This is a genomic window from Pseudomonas sp. PSPC2-3, assembly GCF_049898265.1.
Classification (GTDB): Bacteria; Pseudomonadota; Gammaproteobacteria; order Pseudomonadales; family Pseudomonadaceae; genus Aquipseudomonas; species Aquipseudomonas veronii.
In genome coordinates, this window is the sequence record NZ_JAFCXJ010000007.1 from 386,690 (window position 1) to 406,139 (window position 19,450).

General features: G+C 59.0%; 31 protein-coding genes and 1 pseudogene. 10 read left to right on the forward strand and 22 right to left on the reverse strand.

The genetic code is table 11. The annotated features are described in order from the left end of the window. Positions 1-54 precede the first annotated feature (54 nt). The gene (locus tag ACP7E3_RS18225) at positions 55-489 is read right to left on the reverse strand and encodes a MarR family winged helix-turn-helix transcriptional regulator (RefSeq protein ID WP_079444424.1); all 435 of its coding nucleotides are present in this window, start codon (positions 487-489) and stop codon (positions 55-57) included. An 81-nt stretch (positions 490-570) separates the two neighbouring features. Here ACP7E3_RS18225 and ACP7E3_RS18230 point away from each other — a divergent pair, with 81 nt between their 5' ends. Both ACP7E3_RS18230 and ACP7E3_RS18235 read left to right on the forward strand, forming a co-directional pair. Then, positions 571-1,737: a PLP-dependent aminotransferase family protein gene (locus ACP7E3_RS18230; protein ID WP_017845832.1), complete on the forward strand. Its 1,167-nt coding sequence runs from the start codon at positions 571-573 to the stop codon at positions 1,735-1,737. Between the two features lie 10 nt (positions 1,738-1,747). Continuing rightward, positions 1,748-2,350, forward strand: coding sequence for a glutathione S-transferase family protein (locus tag ACP7E3_RS18235; RefSeq protein ID WP_017845833.1), 603 nt, complete (start codon positions 1,748-1,750; stop codon positions 2,348-2,350). A 42-nt stretch (positions 2,351-2,392) separates the two neighbouring features. Here ACP7E3_RS18235 and ACP7E3_RS18240 read toward each other — a convergent pair whose 3' ends face one another. Next, positions 2,393-3,289 carry a LysR family transcriptional regulator gene (locus tag ACP7E3_RS18240; RefSeq protein ID WP_426123921.1) on the reverse strand — a complete coding sequence of 299 codons (897 nt, stop codon included), beginning with the start codon at positions 3,287-3,289 and terminating at the stop codon, positions 2,393-2,395. Positions 3,290-3,400: 111 nt separating this feature from the next. Here ACP7E3_RS18240 and ACP7E3_RS18245 point away from each other — a divergent pair, with 111 nt between their 5' ends. From ACP7E3_RS18245 to ACP7E3_RS18260, 4 genes and pseudogenes are all read left to right on the forward strand, one after another. Beyond that, positions 3,401-4,693 carry a CitMHS family transporter gene (locus tag ACP7E3_RS18245; protein WP_057003893.1) on the forward strand — a complete coding sequence of 431 codons (1,293 nt, stop codon included), beginning with the start codon at positions 3,401-3,403 and terminating at the stop codon, positions 4,691-4,693. 1 nt (position 4,694) lies between these two features. After that, the gene (locus ACP7E3_RS18250) at positions 4,695-6,020 is read left to right on the forward strand and encodes an acyclic terpene utilization AtuA family protein (protein ID WP_426123923.1); all 1,326 of its coding nucleotides are present in this window, start codon (positions 4,695-4,697) and stop codon (positions 6,018-6,020) included. Continuing rightward, complete coding sequence (locus tag ACP7E3_RS18255) at positions 6,017-6,334, forward strand: AtuA-related protein (protein WP_177029981.1); 318 nt, start codon at positions 6,017-6,019, stop codon at positions 6,332-6,334. The genes ACP7E3_RS18250 and ACP7E3_RS18255 overlap by 4 nt, the downstream gene beginning before the upstream one ends. Further along, a pseudogene (locus ACP7E3_RS18260) lies at positions 6,304-6,429 on the forward strand (outer membrane lipoprotein carrier protein LolA); the annotation flags it as partial. The gene ACP7E3_RS18255 and the pseudogene ACP7E3_RS18260, both read left to right, overlap by 31 nt. Positions 6,430-6,445: 16 nt before the next feature. Here ACP7E3_RS18260 and ACP7E3_RS18265 read toward each other — a convergent pair. From ACP7E3_RS18265 to ACP7E3_RS18305, 9 genes are all read right to left on the reverse strand, one after another. Then, positions 6,446-6,817, reverse strand: coding sequence for a glutathione S-transferase N-terminal domain-containing protein (locus ACP7E3_RS18265; RefSeq protein ID WP_017845838.1), 372 nt, complete (start codon positions 6,815-6,817; stop codon positions 6,446-6,448). A 100-nt stretch (positions 6,818-6,917) separates the two neighbouring features. Then, entirely contained in the window at positions 6,918-7,463 is a 546-nt protein-coding gene (gene folE, locus ACP7E3_RS18270) for a GTP cyclohydrolase I FolE (RefSeq protein WP_010566419.1), read from the reverse strand. Positions 7,464-7,485: 22 nt separating this feature from the next. Further along, complete coding sequence (locus ACP7E3_RS18275; RefSeq protein ID WP_426123926.1) at positions 7,486-8,691, reverse strand: tyrosine-type recombinase/integrase; 1,206 nt, start codon at positions 8,689-8,691, stop codon at positions 7,486-7,488. A 187-nt stretch (positions 8,692-8,878) separates the two neighbouring features. Beyond that, positions 8,879-9,100: a hypothetical protein gene (locus tag ACP7E3_RS18280; RefSeq protein ID WP_426123928.1), complete on the reverse strand. Its 222-nt coding sequence runs from the start codon at positions 9,098-9,100 to the stop codon at positions 8,879-8,881. A gap of 42 nt (positions 9,101-9,142) precedes the next feature. Then, complete coding sequence (locus ACP7E3_RS18285; RefSeq protein WP_079444375.1) at positions 9,143-9,499, reverse strand: hypothetical protein; 357 nt, start codon at positions 9,497-9,499, stop codon at positions 9,143-9,145. 49 nt (positions 9,500-9,548) lie between these two features. Beyond that, complete coding sequence (locus ACP7E3_RS18290) at positions 9,549-9,905, reverse strand: hypothetical protein (RefSeq protein ID WP_426123930.1); 357 nt, start codon at positions 9,903-9,905, stop codon at positions 9,549-9,551. Further along, positions 9,902-10,210 carry a hypothetical protein gene (locus tag ACP7E3_RS18295; RefSeq protein ID WP_079444374.1) on the reverse strand — a complete coding sequence of 103 codons (309 nt, stop codon included), beginning with the start codon at positions 10,208-10,210 and terminating at the stop codon, positions 9,902-9,904. The genes ACP7E3_RS18290 and ACP7E3_RS18295 overlap by 4 nt, the downstream gene beginning before the upstream one ends. 46 nt (positions 10,211-10,256) lie before the next feature. Further along, entirely contained in the window at positions 10,257-10,655 is a 399-nt protein-coding gene (locus ACP7E3_RS18300; protein WP_426123932.1) for a hypothetical protein, read from the reverse strand. Next, a complete protein-coding gene (locus tag ACP7E3_RS18305) occupies positions 10,652-11,161 on the reverse strand; it encodes a DUF4406 domain-containing protein (RefSeq protein WP_426123934.1) in 510 nt (169 codons plus the stop codon). Before ACP7E3_RS18305 ends, ACP7E3_RS18300 begins: the two co-directional genes overlap by 4 nt. A gap of 70 nt (positions 11,162-11,231) precedes the next feature. Between ACP7E3_RS18305 and ACP7E3_RS18310 the strand changes: the two genes are divergently transcribed. Then, the gene (locus ACP7E3_RS18310; protein ID WP_426123936.1) at positions 11,232-11,468 is read left to right on the forward strand and encodes a hypothetical protein; all 237 of its coding nucleotides are present in this window, start codon (positions 11,232-11,234) and stop codon (positions 11,466-11,468) included. Positions 11,469-11,477: 9 nt separating this feature from the next. On the opposite strand, the gene ACP7E3_RS18315 is transcribed toward ACP7E3_RS18310, so the two are convergent. Genes ACP7E3_RS18315 through yejK form a run of 3 tightly spaced genes read right to left on the reverse strand, consistent with a single transcriptional unit; the run spans position 11,478 to position 13,235 of the window. Further along, positions 11,478-11,855 carry a hypothetical protein gene (locus ACP7E3_RS18315; RefSeq protein WP_426123938.1) on the reverse strand — a complete coding sequence of 126 codons (378 nt, stop codon included), beginning with the start codon at positions 11,853-11,855 and terminating at the stop codon, positions 11,478-11,480. 4 nt (positions 11,856-11,859) lie between these two features. Next, positions 11,860-12,171 (reverse strand): hypothetical protein, encoded by a 312-nt coding sequence (locus tag ACP7E3_RS18320; RefSeq protein ID WP_426123940.1) that lies wholly within the window; start codon positions 12,169-12,171, stop codon positions 11,860-11,862. Positions 12,172-12,227: 56 nt separating this feature from the next. Further along, entirely contained in the window at positions 12,228-13,235 is a 1,008-nt protein-coding gene (gene yejK, locus ACP7E3_RS18325) for a nucleoid-associated protein YejK (protein WP_426123942.1), read from the reverse strand. Between the two features lie 106 nt (positions 13,236-13,341). Between yejK and ACP7E3_RS18330 the strand changes: the two genes are divergently transcribed. Next, complete coding sequence (locus ACP7E3_RS18330) at positions 13,342-13,671, forward strand: hypothetical protein (RefSeq protein ID WP_426123944.1); 330 nt, start codon at positions 13,342-13,344, stop codon at positions 13,669-13,671. An 18-nt stretch (positions 13,672-13,689) separates the two neighbouring features. Here ACP7E3_RS18330 and ACP7E3_RS18335 read toward each other — a convergent pair whose 3' ends face one another. The 5 genes from ACP7E3_RS18335 to ACP7E3_RS18355 all read right to left on the reverse strand — a co-directional run bounded on the left by ACP7E3_RS18335 (position 13,690) and on the right by ACP7E3_RS18355 (position 16,100). Then, complete coding sequence (locus tag ACP7E3_RS18335) at positions 13,690-14,091, reverse strand: hypothetical protein (RefSeq protein ID WP_426123946.1); 402 nt, start codon at positions 14,089-14,091, stop codon at positions 13,690-13,692. Positions 14,092-14,148: 57 nt separating this feature from the next. After that, positions 14,149-14,460: a hypothetical protein gene (locus tag ACP7E3_RS18340; protein WP_426123948.1), complete on the reverse strand. Its 312-nt coding sequence runs from the start codon at positions 14,458-14,460 to the stop codon at positions 14,149-14,151. An 81-nt stretch (positions 14,461-14,541) separates the two neighbouring features. Further along, positions 14,542-14,856 (reverse strand): hypothetical protein, encoded by a 315-nt coding sequence (locus ACP7E3_RS18345; protein WP_102618004.1) that lies wholly within the window; start codon positions 14,854-14,856, stop codon positions 14,542-14,544. Beyond that, positions 14,853-15,134: a hypothetical protein gene (locus ACP7E3_RS18350; protein ID WP_102618003.1), complete on the reverse strand. Its 282-nt coding sequence runs from the start codon at positions 15,132-15,134 to the stop codon at positions 14,853-14,855. The genes ACP7E3_RS18345 and ACP7E3_RS18350 overlap by 4 nt, the downstream gene beginning before the upstream one ends. A gap of 477 nt (positions 15,135-15,611) precedes the next feature. Further along, positions 15,612-16,100, reverse strand: a complete 489-nt coding sequence (locus ACP7E3_RS18355) for a DUF1566 domain-containing protein (protein WP_426123951.1) — start codon at positions 16,098-16,100, stop codon at positions 15,612-15,614. A 170-nt stretch (positions 16,101-16,270) separates the two neighbouring features. Here ACP7E3_RS18355 and ACP7E3_RS18360 point away from each other — a divergent pair, with 170 nt between their 5' ends. Both ACP7E3_RS18360 and ACP7E3_RS18365 read left to right on the forward strand, forming a co-directional pair. After that, positions 16,271-16,501: a hypothetical protein gene (locus tag ACP7E3_RS18360; protein WP_426123952.1), complete on the forward strand. Its 231-nt coding sequence runs from the start codon at positions 16,271-16,273 to the stop codon at positions 16,499-16,501. A 135-nt stretch (positions 16,502-16,636) separates the two neighbouring features. Then, on the forward strand, positions 16,637-17,056 hold the full coding sequence (locus ACP7E3_RS18365) for a hypothetical protein (protein WP_426123954.1): 420 nt from the start codon (positions 16,637-16,639) through the stop codon (positions 17,054-17,056). A gap of 15 nt (positions 17,057-17,071) precedes the next feature. Here the strand turns inward: ACP7E3_RS18365 and ACP7E3_RS18370 are convergent, their stop codons facing one another. The 3 genes from ACP7E3_RS18370 to ACP7E3_RS18380 form a co-directional block, all read right to left on the reverse strand. Next, positions 17,072-17,869 carry a hypothetical protein gene (locus ACP7E3_RS18370; RefSeq protein ID WP_426123956.1) on the reverse strand — a complete coding sequence of 266 codons (798 nt, stop codon included), beginning with the start codon at positions 17,867-17,869 and terminating at the stop codon, positions 17,072-17,074. A gap of 80 nt (positions 17,870-17,949) precedes the next feature. Further along, positions 17,950-18,828 carry a hypothetical protein gene (locus ACP7E3_RS18375; RefSeq protein WP_095040478.1) on the reverse strand — a complete coding sequence of 293 codons (879 nt, stop codon included), beginning with the start codon at positions 18,826-18,828 and terminating at the stop codon, positions 17,950-17,952. After that, positions 18,809-19,384 (reverse strand): helix-turn-helix domain-containing protein, encoded by a 576-nt coding sequence (locus ACP7E3_RS18380; protein WP_095040477.1) that lies wholly within the window; start codon positions 19,382-19,384, stop codon positions 18,809-18,811. Before ACP7E3_RS18380 ends, ACP7E3_RS18375 begins: the two co-directional genes overlap by 20 nt. Positions 19,385-19,450: the final 66 nt, after the last annotated feature.

Below are 19,450 nucleotides of genomic sequence, written 5' to 3' on the forward strand. Positions count from 1 at the left end.
ATACAAAAAAAGCAAATAATGTTTTCGATTGTCTGCGCAAAAAAAGATGAAAGGCTAATTCACCGCACTCAACGCCTGATTGACCGCCAGCCAGCCGTTCACCGCGGCTTCCCCCGCTTCATTGAAGGCGCGCTGCAACAACTTCACCTGTTCGCGGCGCAAGGACTGCTCGAAACGCAGGCCTTCGGCGCTCAATTCCAGCAGGCGTTTGCGCTTGTCGGTCTCCGACGCGATGCTCTGCACCAGGTGCATTTCCTGTAATTGGCGCAGCGGCATGTTCAGCGCCTGCTTGCTCACGCCGAGCAATTCCAGCAGTTCCTTCACGCTCAGGCCGGGGTAGCGCGCGATAAAAAATACGATGCGCTGATGCACCCGGCTCAGGCCACGGCGCTCCAGCATTTCGTCGGCCTTGGCGGTGAACGCCTGGTAGCCGAAGAAGAACGCTTCCATGGCGGTTTGCTGGCTGGTCTGGTTTTTAAGGTCAAGCATATTGACGTATCCACACAAGTCGTCGTAATTTCGGTCAACCAGTTTGACGTATTTCCCACAGGCTTTGCTACCGGTGACCCTATGGCCTTCTCAGAACGTGTTACGCGCCTCAAAAGCTCCTTGATCCGTGAAATCCTCGCGGCGGCCCAGCGCCCGGAAATGATGTCGTTCGCCGGTGGGCTGCCGGCCGAAGCGATGTTGCCCGCGTTGAACTGGGACGACATGCCGGTGAACATCGGCCAATACGGCATGAGCGAAGGCGAGCCGCAGCTGCGTGAATTGCTCGCCGCCGAGGCGCGTGCATTGGGTGTGCCGTGCCAGGCCAGCCAGGTGCTGGTGGTCAGCGGTTCCCAGCAGACCCTGGATCTGGCGGCCAAGCTGTATATCGACAAGGGCACGAACATCCTCCTGGAAGGCCCGACCTACCTGGCGGCCTTGCAGATTTTCCAACTGTTCGGCGCCGAGTGCCTCACCGTACAACTGGAAGCCGACGGCCCGGACCTGGCCGCGTTGCGCTCACGTCTCGAACGCTACCGCCCGGCGTTCATCTACCTGATCCCGACGTTCCAGAACCCGTCGGCCGTGCGTTACAGCGAGGCCAAGCGCGAAGCCGTCGCGGCGCTGCTCGATGAATTCGACGTGACCCTGATCGAAGACGAACCGTACCGCGAACTGACCTTCGACGGCGGCAGTGCGCAGCCCATCGCCGGCCGCCTGAAAAAGGCCAGTTGGATCTACACCGGCACCGTGTCGAAAACCTTGTTGCCCGGCCTGCGCGTCGGTTACCTGATCGCCAGCCCCGACCTGTTCCCGCACTTGCTCAAGCTCAAGCAGTCGGCCGACCTGCACACCAACCGCGTCGGCCAGTGGCAGGCGATGCAGTGGCTCGGCAGCGAGAAATATCAACAGCATCTGGTCGAGCTGCGCGGTTTCTATCGCGCGCGCCGGGATGCTTTTCAGGCGGCACTCGAGCGGCATTTCGGCGAATTGGCCGACTGGCAAGTGCCCCAGGGCGGATTATTCTTCTGGTTGACCTTGAAACAGCCGCTCGACACCCGCACCTTGTTGGCACCTGCGCTCGATCAGAACGTCGCGTTCATGCCCGGTGAACCGTTCTTTTCCGAGCCGGACCAGCACCTTGGCTCACTGCGGCTCAATTTCAGCCATATCGACCCGTCCCGTCTGGACGAAGGTCTCAAGCGCCTGGCCGCAGTGGTCCGTCAAGCACAGCACGCGCGAGCGGCATAAGGGGAGCCCCATGTACAAGGTTTATGGCGATTACAAGTCGGGCAACTGCTACAAGGTCAAATTGATGCTCAACCTGTTGGGCATCCCGTATCAATGGGTGGATGTCGACATCCTCAAGGGCGACACCCAGACCGCCGAATTCCTGGCCAAGAACCCCAACGGCAAGATCCCGGTGCTGGAGCTCGAAGACGGCACCTGCCTGTGGGAATCCAATGCGATCCTCAATTTCCTCGCCGATGGCAGCGAGTTTCTGCCGACCGAACCGCGCTTGCGTACCCAAGTGTTGCAGTGGCAGTTCTTCGAGCAGTACAGCCATGAGCCGTACATTGCGGTGGCGCGCTTTATCCAACTGTACTTGGGGATGCCAGAGGATCGCCTCGACGAATACAAAACCACCCACAAGGGCGGTTACAAGGCGTTGAAGGTCATGGAGCGCCAACTGCAAAGCACGCCGTACCTGGTGGGCGAGCAGTATTCGATTGCGGATATTGCGCTGTATGCCTACACCCACGTGGCGCATGAGGGCGGTTTTGACTTGACGCCTTACCCGGCGCTGCAGGCATGGCTGAAGCGTGTGGCCAGCCATCCCAGACATGTGGCGATGCTCGACTGACTCACTCGGTCAACTGTGGGAGCGGGCAAGCCCCTCCCACATTTAGCTCAGTGGTGTGTCGGATAATTTGTCATGCAGCAAGTCGAAACAGCGCTGCGCCGCCGGGCTCAGCGCCATCGCGCTGCGACTGATCAACCCGATCTCGCGGTTCACGCCGGGATGATCGATGCTGATGCGCTTCAACCCCTCCAGGCTGTCCGCCGCCGACTCCGGCAGCACACTGATCCCCAAGCCCTGACGCACCAGCGCCAACACCGTCGACATGTAGTTGGCCTCCATGCCCGCGTTCATCGTCAGGCGTGTCTCGTCAAATAACGCCTCGACGTGTTCGCGCACACTGCTGTCGCGCCCGGTCAGGATGATCGGCTGATCCGCCAGTTGCCTCAGGGTCAGCGCCGGATAGCGGGCGAGGGGATGATCCAGCGGTACGAACGCGCACAGCCGATCATTCAATACCGGCACGAACGCCAGCCCGTGGTTCAGCCGTGCGCGCACGCCGATGCCGAAGTCCACCTCGCCCGAGCGCACCTGGACATGAATGCGATGGGCCACCAGGTCATGCAGGCGCACTTCGATCCCGCCGAAGCGTTCGCGAAACAGGCGCAGCGCGGGCGGCAGGGCGCCGGCGCACACCGAGGGCAGGGCGGCGATGGTCACCACGCCACGACGTAACGCCGCGAGGTCGCGGGAGCCGGTGACGATGTTGTCCAGGTCCAGCAGCAGCTTTTCCATCGGCCCGCGCGCTTCCTGGCCGGCGGCCGTGATGCTGACATGCCGCGGGCTGCGGTCGAGCAGGGCGACGCCGAGCCAGTCCTCGAGTTGCTGAACCTGCACGGTGAGCGCGGACGGCGACAGGTGCAGTTCGTTGGCTGCCTTGGTAAAGCTGCCGGTGCGCGCGACAGCGAGGAAGGCTTGGATGTGTTGGATAGAGTTCTTCATTTTGTTTTTCCGAACACTAGCGAGTGAATATTCCAATTTACAAAGACTAACGCGTTTCCAATACTCCAGGGAAAACAATAACCGGCCACCAAGGCCGCTCTGGAGTAACCCATGCTCGCTACCCTGGGTGTCATTACCATCCTTTGCTTGCTCGCTGCCGTCATGAGCAAACGCCTCTCGCCCCTGGTGGCGCTGATCGCCTTGCCGATCATCGCTGCGCTGCTCGGCGGGTTCGGCCTGCAAACCAGTGCCTTCATCATTACCGGGATCAAGAACGTTGCCCCGGTGGTGGGCATGTTTGTGTTCGCGATTCTGTTTTTCGGGATCATGACCGATGCCGGCATGCTTGACCCGATCATTGATCGCATCCTGCGCACGGTAGGGACGCGTCCTACACGAATTGTCGTTGGCACCGCGACCCTCGCCTTGCTGGTCCACCTGGACGGTTCCGGCGCGGTGACGTTTCTGGTGACGGTGCCGGCGATGCTGCCGCTGTATACGCGGCTGGGCATCGACAAACGCATCCTCGCCTGCGTCTGCGCGATGGCTGCCGGGGTCAACTTCCTGCCGTGGACCGGCCCGGTGCTGCGCTCGTCGGCGGCGTTGCATGTGCCGGTGGCGGATCTGTTCCAGCCGCTGATCCCGGTGCAGATCGTCGGCCTGATCTTTGTCTTCGCCTGCGCCTGGTGGCTCGGCCATCGTGAAGAAAAACGCCTTGGCCTGGGCGCCGGTTCGACGGTGGATGCCGTGCCGCAACGGGTGCTCAGCGACGACGACATCAAGCTGCGACGCCCGCGGCTGTTCTGGGTCAACCTGATGCTCACCGTGCTGGTGATGGTGGTGATGATCGCCGGCTGGGTCGACCCGGTGGTGATGTTCATGCTCGGCACCGTGGTCGCGCTGTGCATCAACTACCCAAATGTCGACGCCCAGCGCGCACGCATCGACGCCCATGCCAAGACCGCCCTGACCATGGCCAGTATCCTGCTCGCCGCCGGCGTGTTCACCGGCATCATGCAAGGCACCGGCATGCTCAAGGCGATTGCCGAAGTGGCGGTGGCGCAGATTCCGGCCGGCCACGGCAAGTTGATCCCAGCAGTGGTGGGCTTTATTTCCATGCCGCTGAGCATGTTGTTCGACCCCGATTCCTACTATTTCGGGGTGATGCCGGTGATCGCCGAAGTCGGCAAGGCCCTGGGCGTCGACCCGCTGCAAGTGGCCCAGGCGTCGCTGCTGGGCGTACACACCACCGGTTTCCCGGTCAGCCCGCTGACCCCCGCGACCTTCCTGTTGGTAGGGCTGTGCAAGATCGAGCTGGCCGATCACCAGCGCTTCACCATTCCGTTTCTGTTCGCCGCGTCGGTGTTGATGACCCTGACCGCGTTGCTCCTGGGAGTATTTTGAGATGAAAACCTTGCGCATCGGTTCCGGCGCCGGCTATTCCGGCGACCGCATCGAACCTGCCGTGGAACTGGCCGAACAGGGCGACCTCGATTACCTGGTCTTCGAATGCCTGGCCGAACGCACCATCGCCTTGGCGCAACAGGCACGCATCAGCGATCCGCAGGGTGGGTATGACCCGTTGCTGAGTGAGCGCATGCGCCGGGTGCTGCCCTTTGTCGGTGAGCAGGCAGGTCGCCGGCGCTTGCGCGTGATCACCAATATGGGCGCGGCCAACCCGGTGTCGGCGGCCGTTGAAGTGCGGCGCATTGCCAATGAGCTGGGCCTGAGCCTCAAGGTCGTGGCGGTGGTGGGCGATGATGTGCTCGACGTGTTGCGCCCCGAGCAGGTGTTGGATAACGGCCAGACCCTTGGCTCGCTGAGTGCGCGGCTGATTTCCGCGAACGCCTACCTGGGCGTCGACGGCATTCTGCAGGCGTTGCGCGCCGAGGCCGATGTGGTGATCACCGGGCGCGTGGCCGACCCGTCGCTATTTCTGGCGCCGCAGATGTTTGCGTTCGGCTGGGCGGCTGACGATTGGTTGCGCCTGGGGCGCGGCACGCTGGTCGGGCATTTGCTCGAATGCGCGGGGCAGGTCAGTGGCGGCTATTTCGCCGATCCCGGGTTCAAGGACGTAGACGACCTGGCCCGCCTCGGCTTCCCCCTGGCCGAGATCGATGCCGAGGGCAACGCCGTGATCACCAAAGTGAGCGGGTCCGGCGGGCGCGTCAGCCGCGCTACGTGTACTGAACAATTGATCTACGAAGTACACGACCCGGCGGCCTATCTGACGCCGGATGTGACGGCCGACTTTTCCCAGGTGAGTTTTGTCGAGGAAAGCGTCGACCGGGTACGCGCCCAGGGTGCTGCGGGACGGGCGCGGCCGGACCGGTTGAAAGTCAGCGTGGGTTACCTGGACGGTTGGATCGGCGAGGGGCAGATGTCCTACGGCGGGCCGGGAGCCGTCGCACGCGCCGAACTGGCGCGAGAGGTGGTGCTCAAGCGCCTGGAACTGATGGGGGTGAAGATGCAGGACGTGCGCGCCGAGTTGATCGGCATGGACTCGCTGCACGGCCCGCGCAGCCGCGTCGAACCGTGGGAAGTGCGCCTGCGCGTCGCTGCGCGCTGTGAGGAACGCAGCGAAGCGGTGCGGGTCGGCAATGAAGTGGAAACCCTCTACACCAACGGCCCGTCCGGCGGCGGCGGTGCCAGCAAGAGCGTGCGCCAGGTGGTGGCGGTGGCCTCGTTGTTGTTGCCGCGTGACGCCGTCAACCCGAGGATCGAAGCATGAAGCTGCATACCCTGGCCCATTCCCGCACCGGGGATAAGGGCGACACCTCGAACATTTCGATCATTGCCTATCGCCCTGAGGATTATCCGCTGCTCTGCGAACAGCTCACTGCCGCGCGCGTGACGGCGTTCTTCGCCGGGCTGTTGGAGCCGGGGGCGGCGCCGGTGCGACGCTATGAATTGCCCAACGTGCAGGCGCTGAACTTCGTGTTGCCGGGGATCTTGCGCGGCGGCGTGACCCGTTCGCTGGCGCTGGACGCCCATGGCAAGTGCCTGGGCTCCGCATTACTGGACATGGAAATCCCCGCTCTGTAGGCGCGAGCCAGCTCGCGAAAATCGTCAACGATAACGAGGGGAACCTGACACCCAGCGGCGTCCTCAGGTTTTTCGCGAGCAAGCTCGCTCCTACAGAGGAGAGGGCGTTTGTCAGGCGGCGGCGAAGCGCTTGTCCAGATAATCGATGATCACCTTGGAGTCATACATCCAGGTGGTCTGGCCATTCTCTTCGATGCGCAGGCACGGCACTTTGATCTTGCCGCCTTGCTCCAGCAGGGTCTGGCGATCCTGTTCGTTGTTCTTCGCATCCTTCAATGCTACCGGCACATTCAGGCGATGCAGGGTGCGACGGGTCTTCACGCAGAACGGGCAGGCATGGAACTGATACAGGGTCAGTTCCTTGGCGGCCGCGTTGACCTGCGCTTGCTGCTCGGCGGGGCGCTGCTTTTTGCGTGGACGGGTAATGTAGTCGCCCGCGATGATGACGTGGCCGAGGCCCACTCGAAGTGCTTTGACGAACATGGCTGAAACCTCTTGCCCAGAACAGAGGGCCGCATCTTACTTGATTTGTGGGGGCGAAAAAAAACCGGCGATGAACGCCGGCTTTTTCCTACCCGACCGGTTATTTGATCAGGCTGAGGAATTCGCTGCGGGTCGCCGCGTTTTCGCGGAACTCACCCAGCATCACCGAGGTGATCATCGACGAATTCTGTTTCTCCACACCGCGCATCATCATGCACATGTGCTTGGCTTCGATTACCACGGCCACGCCCAGGGCGCCGGTCACTTGCATCACGGCATCGGCGATCTGGCGGCTGAGGTTTTCCTGGATCTGCAGGCGGCGCGCATACATGTCGACAATCCGCGCGACCTTCGACAGGCCCAGCACTTTGCCGCTCGGGATATACGCGACGTGGGCCTTGCCGATAAACGGCAGCAGGTGGTGTTCGCACAACGAGTACAACTCGATGTCCTTGACCAGCACCATTTCGCTGTTGTCGGAGCTGAACAAGGCACCGTTGGTGACTTCTTCCAGTGTCTGTTCATAGCCGCGGCAAAGGTACTGCATCGCCTTGGCGGCACGCTTTGGCGTGTCGAGCAGGCCCTCGCGGGTAACGTCCTCGCCGAGTTGGCCGAGGATCGCGGTGTAATTCTGTTCCAATGTCACAGAGCGTTATTCCGTATGGGTTCTAGAGGGGTACGGTTTCGGTCTGTACCAATTTTGTACCAATCAGGCTTTGTTCAAGCTTCCCGACTTCGCTCCAGTCTTCACTGGAATTGATCCATCGGGCGTAAGTCGTCAGCAGCATTTGCACGCTGTGACCGAGCTGATTAGCAATGAACCCAAGGTTCATGCCTGCCATTAAGCACATGGTAGCGTAAGTGTGGCGGCAGTTGTATTGCCGTCTGGCCCTGACCTTCAGCGCGACCAGTGCCGCCTTGAAGTGCTTGTCGGTCACGCTGGCCTGTTGAATGAACTCGAAGTTCTTGGTCGGCGGGAAAACGTAAGGCGACTGTTTATGCTGGCGCCGGCTCTGTTTCGCCCTCAACTCGGCCACGCTCTTGGCCTCCTCAATCGCATTTAGCGCCCGACTGTTCAGCATGACTCGCCGTGTTTCACGCGTTTTCGTGCGCTCCTCGATCTTGTAGTCAGCGACGATTCTGCACACGTTGGCGACACGCCCCTCCGTATCTACCTCCTCCCAGCGCAACGCCGCTATCTCCCCAGGCCGCATGCCGGTATAGAACGCGAACTCAAAGTAGGCCGCGTAGACCCGCATTGAACCGGTTAACATCTCGTACAGGTGCCCAATAATCAAATCCGCTTCCGCTACCGTGAAAGGGTCCACCGGTTTCTTTGCCTTCACCGGCAGCTCAATTGAGCCCACCGGGTTCCTGGTGATCAGCTCATCGTTCACGGCGCACTCGAACATCGTGTGCAGGCGCTGGATCGCCGAGCGCTTTACCGTCGACGACTTCCACGGCGTCTCTCCGGCTATTTTCCGGAGCATTGCCGATGTGATCTGGTCGATCGGAAGCAGCGCGAGGTGCGGCATCCAGTAAAGGTTGAGGGATATCCGATAGTTTTTGCGGGTGCCCCCGACCACTTCGCGGCTGTCCAGCCAGGTCTGGGCGTACTCTCCAAACAGTGGAGTCGCGGAGTAGGTGGAGTATGTCGAGTTTGGGAAAAGCTCGGCGTAACGCTTGTCGTCCATCACGCCGTGCTTGATCAGGCTGATTACTGTAGCGCGAAGATCTGCGGCCGCTTTAACGCCTTTTGGCGTTTGGGAATAGGCGAGGGTCTCGCAGCGCCTGAATTTCCAGGTGAAGCGAATGCGGACTGATTGACCTGCGAATTCAACTCCGGCGGGCAATCCCAAAGGCTTTCTAGCCATGCCTCATATCTCCTGATGCTGTAGTAAATCTGGCCGTCAATTTCGTTCCATACCCCTTTCGGGATGATATTGCGCTGGCGCTTGCCCTGGAGCGCGCGCCGCGTTGTCCCGACCATCTCCGCGAAGTTCTTCTCCGCGATTTTGTCGGACAGGTACTCGACGGGTATCTGCTCTGCTGCTGCCATAACTACCTCCCGCCGCCTGCTGTGGGCCGCGCTGTCTTGATGATGTGGATGACCAGGCCGAAGGTGATCAGCATCCAGGCACAGGTGCCGGCGAATGCGTACAGGAGGTCAGATATCTCTCCGTCCATGACCAGTCCGGGGCCGATCCAGAAGATCCAGCAACTGGTGCCGGCCAGGTACAGCAAAGCGCCCAGCAGGATCAGGGTGAGTTTCGTTGCGTACATGTGGTGTCCTTGCCACGCTGGGCGGCAGAAGGTGGGGTGGGGCTAGGGCTTGGCTTTCGAGGCCCGCTCGCAGTCGGCGGCCAGCTTTAACAGGTTGCGGGTAGTCGGCTTGAACCCTTCGGTGTTGGGGTAGCGCGCGAACTGGTGGCCGTGCGGGTATTCCTCAAAGGGGCCATGCCACGGCCAGTTCGATTTCCAGTCAGCCCAGACCGTGTAGGCATCCTGGCCGTCGCCCCAGTAGTCCGTGCCACCGCCAACTGAAGGCACGTTGCTCACACGCGAGTTTTGCTCATAAGCCAGTTCGGACGGCTCGTCCTTGTCGATCCAGGCGCGTCGGTACAAAGAGGGATGGGTCCGTACCAGGTGCTTGCTCAGCTTCTTTTCTATGCGTGCCTTCATGGCCTGGGCCCCTTGTAGATGAAGACGTAGGCGAACCAGAGGGTGGCGATCATGGCGTCACCCCGTCTTCAGTCTTCAGTTCAGCGGCGAGTTCGGCAGCCAGGCCAATCGGCCACCAGTAGCGCGCACGCTGATAATTCGGATAGCTCTCTTCGCGAATCACCAGGCCCTTTCGGTGAAGGGCCTTGAAGATGCTGAGCACGGAAGATGCTGATACGCCGAGGCGGTGCCCAACCTGATAGCTAAGGCCGCCCATGCCGAACACGCACGCCTGGTCACCAAGTGCCAGCTTCTCGCAATCCTTCTGATGCAGGTACGGCTGGCTGTCTCGATAGAGGTTGGCGTTTTTCCGCCCGATCTTGCGCAGCTCATCGAGGACGAGTTGCTGTTTCTCTGTGAGCTTCATGGCGTCACCCGGCGCGCCCACTGAACATAGGGGCCGTCATCCGTATCGAATATCCCCATCAGGAACCACTCAGGGCCTGGCGATTCGGGATTCCAGGCGGTGCACGCAGCATCCTCGTCAGGTAGATCGTAGATCTCGTCACCCGAGTGCCAGCCTTTCAGCTCAAGGCCTTGCTCCTTCGTCCAGGCGATGTAGGGCGCAGGGTCTTCGCCGCCGCCAAAATCTGGAATGTCCGGGTGATACCACCAGCCGTCCTTGTCGCGCACTACGACTACCGACTGGATCAAAACGATTTCTTCAGGCATGACTTCGTCCTTGCCGCTATAGCGGCTGACTTTGAAGGGGGTGGGGTTACAGATTTTGCGGGTGGAGTACGGATGTACTCCTATCTCGCTTGAGTGCTTCAAATACTCTTCCGCGCATCGCATCAATCGATGAAGACGGTACCGCCCCCGGATCACCCTGAATCGCATAGAGCAGTTCATTTGTCTCGAGCAACAACCCCTCCAGCACATCCGCCCGCTCATCCGCTGCGGTCAGGCGCTGCTGCAAGACTCGCTCGCGCCGCTCGGCAGCAACGCAACCCTCAGCAGCAGTAAGAAAGCATTGCACGGCGCTGTCGTAGTTTTCAGCGAGAACAAAGTACCGGCCCTCGCTTGCATGGATGATCTCGAATTCGGCAGGAGAGCAAGGTCTTGCTTGTGCCTCACCTCCGAACGCCCCGATGTACCACTTCTTCACTTGGCTCATACAGCCTCCGCCGTCACCAAATCATGGGCATTCACAACCGTCATGCCGAGGCGTTCGGCGATCAGTACTTCCAAGCGGGCGCCCTGCGACTTCTCCCAGTCGGGCAGCAGGGCGATCATTCCGCACAGGCCCAGGCGCGTCAGGTCGTAGGCCATGTAGTCGGCCCACTGGGCACCTTCGACGATGCCGTGGTCTGCTGGGTTTTCGACTTCGTAGCCTTGGGCGCGGAGCTGTTCGGCTGCGGCGTTGAAGGCCGGGTAGTTGAAGTCGGCGATGCCCGTCATCGGCCCGGCCACGTAGACGCGGTTGGCGCGGGCGGCCTGGAGTGTTACGCCAGGCAGTACGAAAGCCTTGATGCGATCTACCGCCCGATCAATTGGCGCCTGAATAAACGGCGGCAGCGGCTCGTTTGCCGGCGGGATTGTTTGCGTTACGGCGGCGATCATGCCGACCAAGGAGTCGGTGACAACGCTGCGGATGTCTGGCTTTCGGTTTTCTGTAGGCATGGGGAGTCCTTGCCGGGCCATGCCCGGGGTGTGGTGCTACGATGGCCCCTTCCTCTAAATGGGCTGGGCCATGACAAAGCACGATATTTACGATGACATCGAAGGCTTTCAGGTTTGGAACTACATGGAATGCGACAAGGACGATGAGGGTCGGGAAACCTGGCGTATCAACGTCGAGATAAAGCGTGGTGGTGAGGTGGTGGTGCCTGTTGTTGCGGGTGACCGAACCTATGTTGACCGTGGCCTGGCGCAGGTGGCTGGGCGTGAGTTGGGGACCAGGCTGATTGCTGGGCGTGAAGCTCAGTAAGCGGCGCAGTCAGGCGGCGTAGCTCGCCTCAGGAGCCCAATCAGCAAACCCAACCTTCGGCGCGCCGGTCTTGGCATTCAGGATCGGCTTGTTCTTGGCGTCGACCAGGACGGCCTTGGTCCTGATCTTCAGATCGCGACAGACAATGCTCTTTCGGGCCATATCCATGAACTGCTGGGCATACTGGGGGGCGTCGAACATTGGCGAAAGCCGGACGCATTTTTTGCCCTCCATGATCTTCGCCACCTGAACTTCCACCTCGACCGCCCATTCGGAGACGGTCAGGTCGACTCTCTTTCCGTTTTCATTCTTGAAGGTCGGGGTGTGCTCTTTGGCATCCTCGCGAGCCCAGTTCTCGCTCATTCCAAACACTGCAAAAGTGGTCATAGCTCTACTCCAGGCAGTCGAGGGCTTTCTGAAGTAGCTTGCTCATCGGAAGCTCTTCATCTTCGTCGTGATTCATTGCGCGCTTGATGTAGGCGCATGCCTCTTCAGCTCCGTCTCGCAGCTGATCCAACTCTTCATCGGCGTCGTCGGCATGGCTTTCGAGCATGCGGATATTTTCGCGAAGACTCTCGGCCTCAGCGCTCGGGTCAATACTTTGCGCGGTAAGGCGCCGGGTCAGTTCAGCGGCGGCTGCGGGCTCAAGCGCTGCGTAGTGCAGGCACTCTTCGTCGCTCAACGCACTTGCTGGAATGCTCATGGGTTATCTCCGGTCAGGCGACGCGCTCCGGCGAGAGCGCAGCGCTACGGTTGGTGTCAGGCTGCGGCGCGCTTGAGCTGATCGGTGAGTTGGGTAGGAAGGCCGCGCAGCGTCAGCGTGCCGCCGACTTCATCAAACTTGATTTTGTCGCCCAGCAGATGCGCCTCGAAGCTGATCGACATGCCCTCGGCCCGTCCGGTGAAACGCCGGAATTTGTTGAGGGTCTTCTTGTCCGGCGGCAGCGTCTCGGAAATCCCGTAGTCCTTGGCCTTGATGAAGTCGTAGAAGTTCTTCGGCCGGTCTTCGTCGATCAGTCCCGACAGTTCGTCGAGTGTGATCGGCTCGCCCAGCTTGGCCTGGGCCATGGAGTAGCTGACCAGCGCCTGGGTCTTCTCACGTGCCGACTCTTCTGGCAGATCCTCGCTTTCAACAAAATCGCTGAACGCCTTGAGCAAGGTCCGGGTTTCGCCTGGGCCATCGATCCCTTCCTGGCAACCGATGAAGTCGCGGAAGTACTCGTTGATCCTGCGACTCTGCTTGCCCTTGATATACGAGATGTACTGCTTCGACTGCGGGTTGTTCTGCCACTCGCTGATATTGATTCGCGCGGCCAGGCGGATGTGGTCGAGGTCCAGCCGCTTCACCGTCTTCAGGTGCAGCTCTTCGGTCATGGTCACCGCTTCGGTTTCCTGCACCAGGGCTATCACCAGATACTCGGTCAGGCCTTGCTGGTAGTGGCAGAAGAGAGCGTGCCCACCGGTGGTCAGATTCGACTCTTCCATAAGCCTGGTCAGGTGTTCGACGGCGGTGGTGGTGAACCTTAGGAAGTCGCCGACGCCGGCCAGGTATTTGCCGAGCCATCCGCTGAGCGGGTACGCGCCCGACTCGGCGTGAAAGAACCCCCAGGCCTTGCCGGCGGTGGCGTTGTAGTTTTCGTTGAACTGCTGAACCAGGTCGTCACGGGCTTCGCTTTCAACCTGCTCAGCTGAAGCCATGTGCAGAACTGCAGGGCTGCCGTCGGGCTTCTTGTCGATCTTGTGGATTGCGCTATGGCGTACAGGCATTTCGTTTACCTCGGGCAGGCGCCGCCCTCCGTGACCGGTGGTGGCAATTTGGTTTTGGTTGGGGTATTACGGGTGACCGGCATGGAGCCGGATCAAGGAGAGACCTGTGACAGATTCCGGTATTCACGCGATGAGACTGAGCAAGCTTGCTGCAGATGAAGCTGACTGCCAGAGGCTTCAGATACCGCACCGCTTCATGCAAATGTCGGCACTATCGCCGTCTACCAGAGACTCACATGCGACCCGCAGCGGCGAGCTGTTTACTGCTGATGAGGTCAGGGCATGGCTGGCCAAGGACGACAACAGCGTTGGCTGTAAATGTTCGTTTGTCCTAGTGTTGGTCGACGATTCCGGCAATCCGCTCAGTCCAGCACTTGTTCATAAGCTCATATCAGCGAGAGAACAATTCTTCGCTCGTCGCAACGAATCGTCCTGACAAATCCGATTTTCCGGATCACGCGCGCCTGACTTTGAAATGCAGCATCGCCTTGATGCAGTGGCAGTAATCCTGAAGCTGCTCATAGGCCTTGTATCTGGCCTGGCTGCGAGTGGCGGCCCAGACCCTGACCAGATCTTCGCGGGCTTCCCGGCTCCAGTCGAGATCGTCCCAGTCGTGCCTGAACGGCAGGACCAGCCACTCTTTGAGCGGTAGCGTTTCGGCCATCTCGCCGTACTTCATTTCGTGGGTCGGGTGGTAATTGCTGATCCGCTTTTTCGGGTCGTCATCCAGTACGACGCCGATGTAGTGTCCGCGATCTGCCAGGATGATGCCGGACTTCCCGTAGGCAATGACGCGGCGCCCGACTTCGGCTGGCACCTGATAGTGCTGCCGAACGTATGCGCAGTTGTGGCTCATGGATTACCTCCAGTCAGGCGCCGCCCTCCGGGTTCCGGATGCAGCGAGTAGGGTGGGTTAAGCGGGTTCGATTCCGGTCTTGCTGAACTCTTCAAGCAGTCGCGACTGCTTTTCTGTTATCTCGAAATCAGGTCGCGACATGTTTGCGAAGCGGGCGGATTCTTCGGCTGGTGCTGCTGCCAGGTTGATCAGGAGCGTCGAGACCGTCTCCTGCCATTCCTCGAAATCGTGGCGATCTCCCAGCGCCTGAAGTGCATCACCGAGCGCTTTCGAGACAATCAGCGTTCGCTTCTCGGCGCCGATTCGGTCGAGCAGCGCCTTCTCTTTCGCGCGCTTGTCCCGCTGGATCTGCGCGTTGTCCTTGGCCATGGCCTACCTCTTCGATTTCATGTGCTGGCAAATCAAGCCATGCCTGCCGCCGGCGTTGGCGCACCTGGTTGCTGATGCGCCTCATGGGGTGTCGGCGAACTTGAAGCCGTTTTCCTGGGCGATCAGCGTCACGCGCTTGATGTGCATGCCCAGGTTCTTCGCCGCGACACTTGCCACGACGCCCTTGGCTGCCTCGGCGCGCACAGCAGGGGCAAGCTTGTCGCGTTCTTTGCGAAGGCGTTCGTGGTGCGCCGTGGTGCCGTTGAAGGGACCATCGACACCAACACCGCTCGGGATGAACTGGACGGTCTTGCCGGAACCGAAGAACGCTTCAAGCTGCTGGTTGAGGTTGTCGATGATCGAGTGTCGCGGGTCGGGCAACGGGGCGCCGATCATTGCGCGCCGCCTGACAGCGTCACCTTCACGCCGTCGGCCCGAGATTCCAGCTCCTGGGCAAAGTTGCTGGCATCCTTCCAGGTCCAGCGGAAGCCCTTTACCTTACCGGTGGCGATCTCCACGATGTGGTAAGCCTTGCCGGCGGTGCGGATCTGAAAGCGAATCTTCTGCACTGGCGCCTCCTTGCCGATCAGGGCGTAGAACTCGGCGGTCGCGATGCGGGAGCGCACGTGTAGGGCCGCAACCCCGTCTACGCGCTGTTGAATTGATGCGTGCATGGTGGATACCTCAGTGGGTTGCGTGTATTCGTCAGCACCCTGACCGCCTGGCGGGTGCCGGTGGGCCCAGGGGAGGGTGCTGACGGGTAAACGCGAGATGAAAAAAAGCCCAGTAGGGGCCGGGCTTTTCGTTGCGTTACATAGACCTCCCTATGTCACGCAGGGGGTGGCGGTCGAGCGCCTGGGTTTGTTGTTTACATGGCTGCCAATCCTCCGTTCTAGGTGGGTTGAAATGCAGGTGGCCGGCGCGCGCCGGGTGTTCGTCCGCATCGGATATAGCTCGAATCCCTCCGAGTGTTGTCCGTCTTCACAAGGCGCTATTGATCGCACCAGCTCGGGACAAGGTGGCCACCCTGCTATCACGACAGAGGGCCGAGCTATATCCGATGCGGCCTGGTCTGGGGAGTACCAGGGCCTCGGGCAGTTAACGACAGGCTGTCGTGGCGCTGGTTGTTCGAAAAAAATTGAAGGAATGAATTACTGAAGGAATCTGCGGACAGGGCGCGCGAGCCGCTCGCCGTCCTTGCCGTTGAGGTTGACCCAGCCATCTCCAAAGACCATGAGGTAGGCGTAGTAGGCGGAGCGCTGCGTTGAAGACAGGTAATACCACTCCTCGCTGAACGACTCGGGAGCGAACTGCCAGGCGTGATGCAATTCGCCAATGGAAGGCAGATAGAAGTCGGTATGCCCGTCGGCGGTGTACGCGGTGACTGCGATCGCGGCGGGGTGCTTGCCGTCTCGACTGATCAGGATCTCGGTATTGGCACGGCCATCGGTTCGGCTCAATGCATCGACATCCACGCCGTAATCGCCGTATTCGTGACGACCTGGCACATCATGGGCTGCGTAGATGATGTGGCAGAGACCTTCTGGATACTGGCGAAGTCCACCGTAGATGCCGCCCTGACCAGGCCACACAGCGCCGATCTCAGGGATAGTGATTTGTTCTTGCTGTGCTGCTTGCATGCTTGATTCCTCGTCGGTTGTCATCCCGCTGCACCCTGTTGCCAAGGTGCAGAAGTGATGCGTTGCCAATAGGGTGGCCGGCGGCCAGCTCACCACTGCCCAGGTGACGGGCTTTGCGATAGGCTGAGCGCTCTCACACAACGCAGCCTGCAAAGGAGGGCGAACTTGCTATGCGTAAATTCAAACTGAAGTACGGATTCGACTTTGATGATTCCTGCCCGAAGACCTACGAGAGCGACGAGCCGATCAAGATTGGTGATGCGATCTTCGTAGCGAACGGCTTCTGGCACGCAGTCACGGACATTCGAATTCTGAAAAGAGATATTCAGTTAACTCTTTCGAAATCGTCTCAATCGCAGGAGGAGGCAAAGCTCGTAATGAAGCAGCTATCGTCCGGCTGAGAACGATCGTTGCAAATTTCAAGCAGCTTTGTTTGTCGATGTCTTGGCTAGGGTGCATCAGGCTGAGCTTTGTCCGTAGCCCTGGGTCGCCCTGGCAAGCCAGCGTCATGAGTGCCGCTTCTATGCGGACTTGCAGTGAAGGCGATTCTATTTTCGGTAGCTCTTCAGCGCCGCTTTTCATATTCCTATCCTCTCTGTCATCCCAAAGCACCCTCGCAAGAAGGTGCTTCAGTGATGCTGTACGTCCTACTGCCGCCGGAAGGGGCGGGGCGCATTGCTTGCCGGGTCGTTCACTCGGTTCTGGCGTTTCACCATCGAGCAGCCGTACAAGGTTTTCCCTGTCGTTGGCAGGCTTTCGGGCCTGTCTGCTCGCCGGTCGCCGGTAGAGGCAATGCGGTCTGTTGTTTATTGCGCTGGCTGTTAAAGAGCGGTTCGCAGTGGCTGTATGTCGCTGCGATGGGTAAACATTACCAATGGCATTATTTGCTGTCAATGCCATTGGTAATAATATTTGCCAGTGGTAATAAAAAGCCCGCACTAGGCGGGCTGATTTGATGGATGATTTAGGCGTTATGCGGCTCTACCGTCCCACCATTCGATTGTTTGATTAGCCAACGCGTCAGTCGATACCGCTTCGATGACGTCAACACCAGCCTTGCTGGCCCGATCCATCTGGCGAAAGGCCGTGTCGTGGACTTTACGAAATTCCTCTGCGGACATGCCGCTATCAGAGCTCGGCATAAGTACCGAAATAGAGCCTTTTCTATCTGAGTTGCTCGTGATGAGCAGAATGTCCGAGGCTGCTTGCAGGATATTGTGCTCAACCACCAGCGGGCTCTTGTACCACGCCGAGACAATTGTGCCGGCGGCGTCACTACTCAGCAGTGGAACATCTACTTCGATGCGGTTCGCAGAGCCCTTCATTTTTAAGCTGAATCTTCCCTGCTGAATAATGCGGGATGCTTTCAACCTCATTTTTTCTTCCATTATTCTCAGCACTCCGTCCCGTAGCTTGGGTGTGGAGTGATAGCGGAAGTGGTCACGCTTGGCTCCAAATTTTGGGCGGGCAAGGGTCACTACGTCATTGAAGAACTCATCGACCACGCTTTCCGCCGTGGCGCCAGATGCAAATAGGGCCTCTCCTAGTCGCACATCGTGTCCGATAAAGTCAGGGAGATTCCCGCCATAACTCAGCAGGGTGGCCTCTACGTCTTGAAGGTAATGGACCAAATCGTTTTGATCAATTCGACCATCATATAAGCAAGCCAGGCGTTGGAATGTGTCGAGCATGCGAATCTCGACTTGCACGCCATGCTGGAAGGCAACTCCCACATTAAGGAATTCCCCCGCATCAGGATCAAGGCACATGCTTATGCTTCTCCAGGAGCCACGCACAAGCTCCTGTCGGGGTGCGCCACCTATGCGACTTCTGAGCTTTTCGGAGATGTTCATGATATTGCCAGCATTCCAAGTTCCTTGGAGTATCGGTCATTATCCAGACGCGCGGCAATGAAGTCGACCACCTGGGCTGACCCCTCGTCGCCTAGAAAGCTCAATAGCATTTCCGTTGTTTTTTCTGCTCCACCATCCCGAAACGCTACAGAAAACGAATTGTAAGCGAGCAGTCTAGCGCTTCGAACAGGCAGATTCTGACTCCACTGAGGGACATAAAGGTCGATTATTTCCATCAGCCTATTTGGGCATTTCCTTGCCCCGCTTAGCTTGGCTGGAGTCCAGTCAGGCCAGACAAATAGCCTTCCGTGATCTATCAGAGTGTACGATCCGCTAGACGCCCACAGCAGGTTTCCGAGGTGCCTGTCAGAATTCTGAAGCCATGCATCAAAAGACAAAATTGCCGGGATAGACTTGTTCTTGGAGAGCTGCGTTACGAGTCTCTTTGCTCGACGCTCCTTCATAAAATCAGGAAAACCATCCACGTGCTTTTGCACAAGATTGGGATACGTCGTGTCTTGCGAGAACCACGCCAAATAGCTTTTCTGTGGGCCCGAGGGAGAAATAAAGTCGAGGCCGCGCCGAACTCTCTCAGGAATTTGGTCGCGGTCCAACTCAATAACCCCTGCATTCTTAGCCACCGGCAGACCTACGATGCCGGCCAGCACATACCCGATTGCCTCGCTTAAAATTTCAGATGACTCAAACTCGTAGGTGCCCGGCCTTTCCCAAACCTTATCTGGGATCGGCTTTACATAGCAGTGCAAAGACTCGTCACCGACCCGAATTTTTGCGCGAAATAACGGGTTAAGCCCTGTCTTAATTGGGTCACGCAATTGACCGCCGAAGCAGTCGCTATTCAGAAACTGGATCATGTTGAGTCAGCTTTTTCCTTAAACGCTGATGAGGCGATTCTGTTTTGGTCGTGGGCTTGATCGAGAATCGAGTGGCAATAGCCTCTAGGAGCAGAACATCTTGCTCACTAAGTAATCCAGAATCTGCGGCCTCGGCAATCCGTTCAAGTGCCGATCTAGACCTCGGGCTTGCGGCCAAGGCCAGGGCCCTTGCTTTATCTCCAGTCCCAGCGGGATCACGATCAGACACAAGTGATTCATCGCTACTCACGGAAGCAGCCCGACCAGATCCACTTTGGTGCTGATCGACTGATGCTGCCATTTGAGAAATCTCTTTGGCGAGACGCTCACTAAAGTCGCGAACATCGACCATCAATATGTTCGCAAATGACGCGGCAATCGAAGGATTAAGCGGGTTCACGCCATTTAAATAGTGGCTGACAGAGCTTTGATTGATTTCTAAGGCGTGAGCTAGCTTCTCCTGGGTCAGGCCAAGCTCATTTTTCTTTCTATTGAACAGCGCCTTCAGCCGAAGGCACTCATCCTTTTTGTCTTGCGGTAGGGGCTTCTTGCTCATCCCTGAATCGTATTCCCATCGGTAATATAGCTACAAATGCCATTGGCATTTACTTTTAAAAATGCC

What these genes read in the sequence shown, in the direction of transcription:
- ACP7E3_RS18335 (WP_426123946.1), bottom strand. Translation starts at nt 14,091, where the DNA reads ATGAGCCACAACTGCGCATACGTTCGGCAGCACTATCAGGTGCCAGCC.
- ACP7E3_RS18305 (WP_426123934.1), bottom strand. Translation starts at nt 11,161, where the DNA reads ATGCCTACAGAAAACCGAAAGCCAGACATCCGCAGCGTTGTCACCGAC.
- ACP7E3_RS18340 (WP_426123948.1), bottom strand. Translation starts at nt 14,460, where the DNA reads ATGGCCAAGGACAACGCGCAGATCCAGCGGGACAAGCGCGCGAAAGAG.
- ACP7E3_RS18300 (WP_426123932.1), bottom strand. Translation starts at nt 10,655, where the DNA reads ATGAGCCAAGTGAAGAAGTGGTACATCGGGGCGTTCGGAGGTGAGGCA.
- ACP7E3_RS18240 (WP_426123921.1), bottom strand. Translation starts at nt 3,289, where the DNA reads ATGAAGAACTCTATCCAACACATCCAAGCCTTCCTCGCTGTCGCGCGC.
- ACP7E3_RS18255 (WP_177029981.1), top strand. Translation starts at nt 6,017, where the DNA reads ATGAAGCTGCATACCCTGGCCCATTCCCGCACCGGGGATAAGGGCGAC.
- ACP7E3_RS18275 (WP_426123926.1), bottom strand. Translation starts at nt 8,691, where the DNA reads ATGGCTAGAAAGCCTTTGGGATTGCCCGCCGGAGTTGAATTCGCAGGT.
- ACP7E3_RS18290 (WP_426123930.1), bottom strand. Translation starts at nt 9,905, where the DNA reads ATGAAGCTCACAGAGAAACAGCAACTCGTCCTCGATGAGCTGCGCAAG.
- ACP7E3_RS18310 (WP_426123936.1), top strand. Translation starts at nt 11,232, where the DNA reads ATGACAAAGCACGATATTTACGATGACATCGAAGGCTTTCAGGTTTGG.
- ACP7E3_RS18230 (WP_017845832.1), top strand. Translation starts at nt 571, where the DNA reads ATGGCCTTCTCAGAACGTGTTACGCGCCTCAAAAGCTCCTTGATCCGT.
- ACP7E3_RS18285 (WP_079444375.1), bottom strand. Translation starts at nt 9,499, where the DNA reads ATGAAGGCACGCATAGAAAAGAAGCTGAGCAAGCACCTGGTACGGACC.
- ACP7E3_RS18370 (WP_426123956.1), bottom strand. Translation starts at nt 17,869, where the DNA reads ATGTGCCTTGATCCTGATGCGGGGGAATTCCTTAATGTGGGAGTTGCC.
- ACP7E3_RS18280 (WP_426123928.1), bottom strand. Translation starts at nt 9,100, where the DNA reads ATGTACGCAACGAAACTCACCCTGATCCTGCTGGGCGCTTTGCTGTAC.
- ACP7E3_RS18380 (WP_095040477.1), bottom strand. Translation starts at nt 19,384, where the DNA reads ATGAGCAAGAAGCCCCTACCGCAAGACAAAAAGGATGAGTGCCTTCGG.
- ACP7E3_RS18320 (WP_426123940.1), bottom strand. Translation starts at nt 12,171, where the DNA reads ATGAGCATTCCAGCAAGTGCGTTGAGCGACGAAGAGTGCCTGCACTAC.
- ACP7E3_RS18250 (WP_426123923.1), top strand. Translation starts at nt 4,695, where the DNA reads ATGAAAACCTTGCGCATCGGTTCCGGCGCCGGCTATTCCGGCGACCGC.
- ACP7E3_RS18235 (WP_017845833.1), top strand. Translation starts at nt 1,748, where the DNA reads ATGTACAAGGTTTATGGCGATTACAAGTCGGGCAACTGCTACAAGGTC.
- yejK (WP_426123942.1), bottom strand. Translation starts at nt 13,235, where the DNA reads ATGCCTGTACGCCATAGCGCAATCCACAAGATCGACAAGAAGCCCGAC.
- ACP7E3_RS18225 (WP_079444424.1), bottom strand. Translation starts at nt 489, where the DNA reads ATGCTTGACCTTAAAAACCAGACCAGCCAGCAAACCGCCATGGAAGCG.
- ACP7E3_RS18315 (WP_426123938.1), bottom strand. Translation starts at nt 11,855, where the DNA reads ATGACCACTTTTGCAGTGTTTGGAATGAGCGAGAACTGGGCTCGCGAG.
- ACP7E3_RS18355 (WP_426123951.1), bottom strand. Translation starts at nt 16,100, where the DNA reads ATGCAAGCAGCACAGCAAGAACAAATCACTATCCCTGAGATCGGCGCT.
- ACP7E3_RS18375 (WP_095040478.1), bottom strand. Translation starts at nt 18,828, where the DNA reads ATGATCCAGTTTCTGAATAGCGACTGCTTCGGCGGTCAATTGCGTGAC.
- ACP7E3_RS18350 (WP_102618003.1), bottom strand. Translation starts at nt 15,134, where the DNA reads ATGCACGCATCAATTCAACAGCGCGTAGACGGGGTTGCGGCCCTACAC.
- ACP7E3_RS18245 (WP_057003893.1), top strand. Translation starts at nt 3,401, where the DNA reads ATGCTCGCTACCCTGGGTGTCATTACCATCCTTTGCTTGCTCGCTGCC.
- ACP7E3_RS18360 (WP_426123952.1), top strand. Translation starts at nt 16,271, where the DNA reads ATGCGTAAATTCAAACTGAAGTACGGATTCGACTTTGATGATTCCTGC.
- ACP7E3_RS18295 (WP_079444374.1), bottom strand. Translation starts at nt 10,210, where the DNA reads ATGCCTGAAGAAATCGTTTTGATCCAGTCGGTAGTCGTAGTGCGCGAC.
- ACP7E3_RS18345 (WP_102618004.1), bottom strand. Translation starts at nt 14,856, where the DNA reads ATGATCGGCGCCCCGTTGCCCGACCCGCGACACTCGATCATCGACAAC.
- ACP7E3_RS18265 (WP_017845838.1), bottom strand. Translation starts at nt 6,817, where the DNA reads ATGTTCGTCAAAGCACTTCGAGTGGGCCTCGGCCACGTCATCATCGCG.